The 6,681-nt window shown below is 63.6% G+C and carries 5 protein-coding genes and 1 pseudogene; 2 read left to right on the plus strand and 4 right to left on the minus strand.

From position 1 onward, the window contains the following. Window positions 1-349: 349 nt before the first annotated feature. The 3 genes from ACL03I_RS37530 to ACL03I_RS37540 all read right to left on the minus strand — a co-directional run bounded on the left by ACL03I_RS37530 (window position 350) and on the right by ACL03I_RS37540 (window position 2,435). Window positions 350-604, minus strand: a complete 255-nt coding sequence (locus ACL03I_RS37530) for a hypothetical protein (protein WP_412808413.1) — start codon at window positions 602-604, stop codon at window positions 350-352. A 174-nt stretch (window positions 605-778) separates the two neighbouring features. Beyond that, entirely contained in the window at window positions 779-1,138 is a 360-nt protein-coding gene (locus ACL03I_RS37535) for a nuclear transport factor 2 family protein (protein ID WP_412808420.1), read from the minus strand. A gap of 73 nt (window positions 1,139-1,211) precedes the next feature. After that, on the minus strand, window positions 1,212-2,435 hold the full coding sequence (locus ACL03I_RS37540) for an MFS transporter (protein ID WP_412808414.1): 1,224 nt from the start codon (window positions 2,433-2,435) through the stop codon (window positions 1,212-1,214). 92 nt (window positions 2,436-2,527) lie between these two features. Between ACL03I_RS37540 and ACL03I_RS37545 the strand changes: the two genes are divergently transcribed. After that, window positions 2,528-3,103, plus strand: a complete 576-nt coding sequence (locus ACL03I_RS37545; RefSeq protein WP_412808415.1) for a TetR/AcrR family transcriptional regulator — start codon at window positions 2,528-2,530, stop codon at window positions 3,101-3,103. Between the two features lie 972 nt (window positions 3,104-4,075). Then, complete coding sequence (locus ACL03I_RS37550; protein WP_412808416.1) at window positions 4,076-4,687, plus strand: hypothetical protein; 612 nt, start codon at window positions 4,076-4,078, stop codon at window positions 4,685-4,687. A 301-nt stretch (window positions 4,688-4,988) separates the two neighbouring features. On the opposite strand, the pseudogene ACL03I_RS37555 reads toward ACL03I_RS37550, so the two are convergent. Beyond that, window positions 4,989-5,335 (minus strand): annotated as a pseudogene (locus tag ACL03I_RS37555) (acetyl-CoA C-acyltransferase); the annotation flags it as partial. Window positions 5,336-6,681 lie beyond the last annotated feature (1,346 nt).

Genomic DNA, 6,681 nt, shown 5'->3' on the forward strand with positions numbered 1-6,681 from the left:
CACCACGGAAGTTGCCCGGGTCTCGGGTTCATACCCGGACACGATGTGCCACCGGTTTCAGGCGTTGTTCCGGCGGATGCGCACTTTCATCGCTGGGGATTGGGCTTCAAGCAATCCAGCCTTGACCATATCGCGCGGGTCTCGCGGCACCCCGCCCCGAACGCCTCCAGACGGCTACCGCTTCCCTGACATGCTGTTGTCCCCTTCAGCTTTCACCTCCAGGTAGTCAGGTGACCCAAGAACCTCCTTCCGAGTTCCTCCCGGCTGCACCGGGGATGCAACACAGCGCCACACGGCGCACACCCGCCGTGCGCCTCTCGACGCACCGGGCTCTCCACGGTTTCTGCCGTCAGGCTGATTGAAGGGCCGTCCATCGGTTCGGGATCTTGTTGCCCCGCCAGCGATAACGGCCCACCGTCACACTGTTCAGGTCGAACAACACGGTCCCGTTCGCCGCTGTGATTGGCAACCACCGCCCGGTGCGGGTGATGTAGCGGCGGCGGATATCGGTCCAATGCCAGCGATGCCGAATCTGCAACATCACGATCATTCGCTTCCAGACGAACTTCTGGAGAACGGCGAACCGAGTTTTTTGCCACGGCATGCTTGAAGTAATTGGACCAACCACGCAGAATCTAGTTGAGCCGAGTGATCACATAGCTCAGACTCTGCTGGGACAACCGATGGGTCAGGGCACGGACCTTCGCCTTCAGCGACCGGATGGGCTTCACCGCTGCTGTTGATCCTGTGGGCGGGTTGGGGTCGGATTCGGCCGGTCTTATCGGTCGAGTTGGGCTTGGAAGATGGCTCGGTTGAAATAGGCGCGGGCTTCGTGAATGAGTCCGTCGTCATCGAGGTCGTAAACGTTGATCCCCGACCAGTTCACCGGGGTTCCGGTGGTGGTGACGGCGGCTCCGGACCAGCAGACCGCGACCGAGTTTCCGACGGTGTGGGCTTCGCGCGGGGTCAGGCCGAGGAACGGACTGAAATTGGGTAGCACCGAGACGATGAACTCGCGGATCGCGGGGCGGCCGACGATCGGCGGCTCACCGATCGGATCGTGGAACACGCCGTCGACGGCGAAGGCATCGGCCCAGGTGTCGGCATCAGCGGACTGGGACGCGGCGAAAAACTTCATCACGGCGGCGGGCATGGCGGGCAGGTCATCGGGGAATCTCCTGGGTTGATAGTGGTGGGAAAGTCGTTGGCATTCACGCTGTTACCGGGGTGCGATGGTTTCGGTCGTAGCGTCGCGCGAAGGGCAGAACCGTGAGACCGGTGACGGCGAGCAGCGCTTGCAGCGCGCACACGCCGACCCAGCCGAGGCCGGCGTAGCAGGCGCCCGCCGCAGCGGCGCAGATCGCGCCGCTGAGGAAGACCGCGACCATGTAGACGGTGTTGGCGCGGCTGCGCGTCTCGGGTAGGTAGGCGAAAATGCGGGCCTGGTTGGCGATCTGGCTCCACTGCACCGCGACATTCACCGCGACGATCGCCACGATCATCGACGCGAGCACGGTCCGGCCGAGGGCGTACGCTCCCGCCGAGACCAGGGCCAGCACCAGCGCGGCGGTGATGATCGGCAGCGGGCCGCGCCGGTCGATGAACCGTCCGGCCCACGGTGCGGCGAACGCACCCGCCAGACCCAGCATGCCGAACAAGCCGGCGGCCGCGGTGCCGAAGTGATACGGGTTGTGGGTGAGTACCAGCACCAGCGAGGTCCAGGTGGCATTGTAGGCACCGAACAGGCTGGCGTGCAGCAGGCACGACTGCCGCAACGCCGGCTCGCTGCGCAGCAGCCGCGGCAGGGACGCCAGCAACTGCCCGTAGCCGATCGTGTTGTTGCGGTGGGGTTCTCGCGGAATCAGAGCCACGGTCAGCAACCCCGATGCTGCGGTCAGCACGGCCGCGAGCACGTAGACCGCCCGCCACCCCAATGCCTCACCGACCGCGCCACCGATCACACGGGAGCCGATGATTCCGGTCATCAGTCCGATCTGGACTCCGGCCACGGCCGAGGCTCGCCGCTGCGGCGGGGCGAGTTCGGCGGCCAGCGGCACGAGCACTTGCGGGACCACGGTGAATCCGCCGACCAGCGCCGCGGCCGCCGCCAGCAGCGACAGGCCTGGCGACAGCGCAGCCAACAGCAGCGCAAGCACCGTCACGGCCAGCATCACCATCAGCAGCGGCCGTCGTCGGCACACATCACCTAACGGCACCAGGAACAAGATTCCCGCGGCATAGCCGAACTGTGCGCATGTCACCACCCACCCAGCCGACGACGGTGCGATCCCGAGTGCACGGGCGAACAACGTCAGCAAAGGTTGTGCAAGATACACATTCGCCACGGTCACGCCACTGCAGATCGCCATCACCGCGAACAACAGCGGACGCACCTTCGTTCCGGCATCGGTCGCCGAGGTTCGAGTGGGGGTCATCAGCATCTCCAAAACGATCGAACTAGTTAGTTCGAATGGTAGGAGTCGACGAGATTCGATGTCAAACGAACTGGTTCGTTACAATTCACCTTGTGGCATACAACTCAGCGGCAACCAAGGAACGCATCCTCACTGCCGCGGCAAGCGAGTTCGCCACCTATGGCGTCGCGGGCGCACGGGTGGATCGCATCGCAGCCACCGCGAAGGCCAACAAGCGGGCCATTTACGACTACTTCGGCGATAAGAAGGCGCTGTTCGGTGCGGTGCTGGAACGATTGATGACCGAACTTGCCGAGGCTGTCCCACCCCGCGACGACGAAGACCTCGACGCCTACGCGGGCGCGCTGTTCGACTACCACCGCGCTCATCCCGAAGCCCTGCGGTTGCTCCTGTGGGAAGCGCTCGAACTCGGCGACGAACCGGTCCCCGATGAACAGGCACGCACCGAGCATTACCTCGACAAGATCCACGCCACCGAAACCACCACCACCGGCGACGACCCGCGAGCACTGCTGTTCTTCACCCTCGGCCTGGTCGGATGGAGCTTGGCCATGCCGCAATTGCGGCGCATGGTCCTTGGGACCGACTACCCGCTGGACCGGCTGCGCAACTCCGTCTCCTCGGCGGTCCGGGCACTGTCCAACACATCACAAGACTCTGCTGAATAGACCGCGAGCGTCCTTCACCAGAGCGGAAACACCTGCGAGTGTCGGGAAATCTCGTGTCCGCCATTGTGTTAGGCGAACTGTCCACCAGCGGGGAGAAACTACTGACCGCTAACAGGCGGTTTCGGCGGCGTAACGCGAAGTCGTCCACGCTCAGCGCGCGCAGCAGCGGCCGCTTCCATACCGGGGTACGCAAACGACCCGCACGGCGGGGTATGTTGGGAAAATCCGTAGCGCCCACCGCGACAGCAGGCGGGCAATCGCCCCCCCGGCCAGCTCCCACACCAATCGTCCGCACCTGACGGGTCAGACGTACGGTCCGCCGCCGATGCCGTGCAACCGCACCAGGTACCTCTTCACGAAAACGTGCTGCGCTGGCCGAAACGCTGGACGGCCAGTGCCGTGTCAAGGTGCTTCTAAAAGCTGTGCCGTGGGGTTCTGGGCCAGCCCCGGCGGTAAAGGCACAAAGGCGCCCACCGAACGGCACTCCAGCAGTGCGCAGACATTCACCGAGACCTCTCCGAGCAGCAGCCCGCCGACAGGTCCATCACACCGCAGAGGCACCCCGGCCAGCGCCCCTCAGCTCCGGCTTGTGCACCCGGAACAATCTACGCATTTCCCTATATTTGCTTTGCGGTCTTGACTCGGCATAAAAGTCGCGCCCTCGAATTCGGGCCGGGCGGCTGACATGCAACGCCTGGCATCTCGGGAATCTCCGGTGCGACAGGTGCGCCACACCACCCGTCGCACCGGGCCGTCATGGCAGCAAGGTGCCAAGGGTTGTCGCCGAGAAGTGCACGCGGCGTTGTATAGGTTAATGCGATTTCAAATCAGCTTCGAACAAACCTGGCTCATATGGAGATAAACTTGGCGGAGGGGGCGACCGATCCACAGCCGTCGCCGTCTCCTGGACCGTCGCCAACCCCGCCTCGTCCGCAGCCCAAGAACTGGCAGGTGCGGCTCAAGCCTCCGCACATGGCGTCGGACGCACTGGCCGACTATGTAGTCGAAGCTCGAATCCAGTTGCAGGCTCTGGTCGACCTGCTCGGAGCTCCCGACTACGCGGTAGCACCACCTGTAACCACACCCGACGCACCGCCCGAAAAGCCCACTGCCGCAAATATGACTGGGATCTCCGCAGCAGCGTATTCAACCCTGCGGACCGTCCTGGAGAGCCATTCCGAGGTCTGGCGCGCCGCCGATGGTACGGTGGTCATCACCGCGCAACGAGCCGCCACCGTAGGGTTGGCGGCCCTACAGCAAATCAAATATCTTGTCCACCAATTGCAGGAAATGTTCGACGCGACCGATCTTGATCCAGTAGTGCCTGCCTTTCACACCAAAATCTCCTCTGGAAGTGGTGGTCTCGCGTCATACACGGAGTACCGGCTCGCTATCACCATCCAGCAGGCGCTTCATCAAGCCGGTCATGTCGTAGATCAGGCACAGATGGAACTGGGCATCGACGCGATCTCTCCAATGCCGCCAAGAATCCCCAGCTTTCCCGAGCAGAAGATACCGCCGCATCCTGCCCCCATGCCGGAGCTGCAGCGGAACTCACCGAATTCAGGGACGCTGGAGGTATGAAGCGCGACACGGCGGGTTTGCATGTGAGGTCAGATCGCGTCAGCATTGAGCCGAGAGAGCAGCCCAGCCCAGCCTCGGGGACACATATCGAAGATGGCGGTGTCAGCTGCCAGGAGGAGGGAACCCACTTCGCTTGGGGGAAGGGACGTGGACACGGACTTCGAGGGCGATGCTGCCCGCCGCGCGTGCCAGCGCCGCAGTCTCGGCGAGTCCCTTGGCTCGCCGCGCGGCGAGTACCGATACGCCGTGCCGTCGAAATGATGTAGGCGAGTATCTAGGGTGTGCCGACCAACCGACTTCGCTACTTAGTCGTTGGGAACGCTTCGAACAGGCCGGCGGCACCCATGCCGCAACCTACGCACATGGTCACCACTACAGACCGGACGCCGCGGTGACGTCCCTCCAGCAGCGTGTGCCCGACTAGGCGAGCTCTGGACATGCCGTAGGGGTGGCCGACTGCGATGGCGCCGCCGTGAACATTCAATGTGTCCGGATCAATCCCGAGCCGGCCGCGGCAATACACGGCCTGGCAGGCGAATGCCTGGTTCAGCTCCCCCAGTCCATGTCGTCGATCGAAAGGCCGCGCCGGTCAAGTAGCTTCGGGACGGCGAAGGCAGGCCCGAGGCCCATTTCGTCCGGGGCGCAGCCCCGCCAAACCGACCAGCATCTCATCTACGGCCGACCCCCGTCACGGCCGAGAATACACTCGAAGGACGACTTCTCGCCGGGCTCCGGATCCTCGGCGGTCCGAGTCGCCGAGAACGGCGCGATCTCCACGTTGAACAAGCCGCTCCGGTCGGCGTCGGAGGTTCGCTGTCGCGACAATGTCCTCTGAACGTTCATCGATGAGTCTGGACATCGTACGGAAGCGAGCAGTGCGGGCGCCGGACGGCCGAGGAGCACGGCGCGCCAGGCCCGGCAGTTCTCAAGTTTGCGTCCCCTCGTCCAGCAAAGCGAGCCGAGGCGCCCGCAGTCGATCCTGCTGGACCGGGTGGATCCTCACCTGGCACCGCATGTCCTCCTTAGGATATCGAAAGATCCTGCCTACTGTGCCATGACGACCGAGCTCGCGAAGAGCGTGGCGCTGATCCGCCGCCGACCTGCACCGATCAGCCTCCTCCACTTCTGCGCTGCCACGGAAAGGCCAGATGTCCAGGGAGTCGACCGACTCGCAGAATGTCGTTCAGCGGCCCCGCCTGGGTAGGTCAGCCTTGTGGACTCACACTGCCGCGAATCGTAAAGTTCGGCCATGGACCGATACCGCTTCGGGGCCCTGACGGTTCCTCAAGCTCTATCGACGTGCCACGAAGCTGCGCACGCAGTGCAAGACCCGAGAATTCCCTCATCTGCCGATCGGGTGGTAGTCCACCGGTAGCTGAGGAGTCGCCGATGCATGTAGACGCGCCATCTCGAAAGCGTCTCTCACCATGGCCGCCCCTATGTGATCCACGTCCAACGTTGCGCAATAGTTTGCTATCCATTTCAGCGTCAGCCAAAATAGATCACGCGTCCGCTGGAAGGTGTTTGCCATGGCGCTCGTGAGCATCACTCGGCCGCCGAGGGCGACAGCTGCGTTCTACGCTCGTGCGCTCGCCGCAGAGTCGATCATGTCCCCCCGGACAGTGTTGCGAGTCAGCTTGTTCGAGTTCGTCCAGATCGGCATGCGAGTCCCGAACACGAGCCGTCGGCGTGGATCCTGCTCGACCGATCAGTGGCCACGAACCCTGCCGAACCGAACGAAAAGGCCTACACACTCACACGAATCGGCCCCGTCCCGCCCAGTCAGGGCGTCGACTCGAGTCGAACTCCACAATCGCCACGCGCGCAGTCATGCAAACGCACTGCATAGGCTGATCGGCGAATACGCACGAGTACGGTCCAACACCTGATGACTGTGAGGATTCGGGCCGATCTCGCTAACGGCTCCTCTTTGTGTCAAGCCTCGATGAGTGGAGAGGTACCAACTTGTTGAATCGGGGCCGGAGCTCGTGGTC

It is taken from the genome of Nocardia sichangensis, assembly GCF_047200615.1.
GTDB classification, from domain to species: Bacteria; Actinomycetota; Actinomycetes; order Mycobacteriales; family Mycobacteriaceae; genus Nocardia; species Nocardia sichangensis.

Excerpts from the sequence above, each read along its gene's own strand:
- ACL03I_RS37530 (WP_412808413.1), bottom strand. The coding sequence starts at position 604 with ATGCCGTGGCAAAAAACTCGGTTCGCCGTTCTCCAGAAGTTCGTCTGG.
- ACL03I_RS37540 (WP_412808414.1), bottom strand. The coding sequence starts at position 2,435 with ATGACCCCCACTCGAACCTCGGCGACCGATGCCGGAACGAAGGTGCGT.
- ACL03I_RS37550 (WP_412808416.1), top strand. The coding sequence starts at position 4,076 with ATGGCGTCGGACGCACTGGCCGACTATGTAGTCGAAGCTCGAATCCAG.
- ACL03I_RS37535 (WP_412808420.1), bottom strand. The coding sequence starts at position 1,138 with ATGAAGTTTTTCGCCGCGTCCCAGTCCGCTGATGCCGACACCTGGGCC.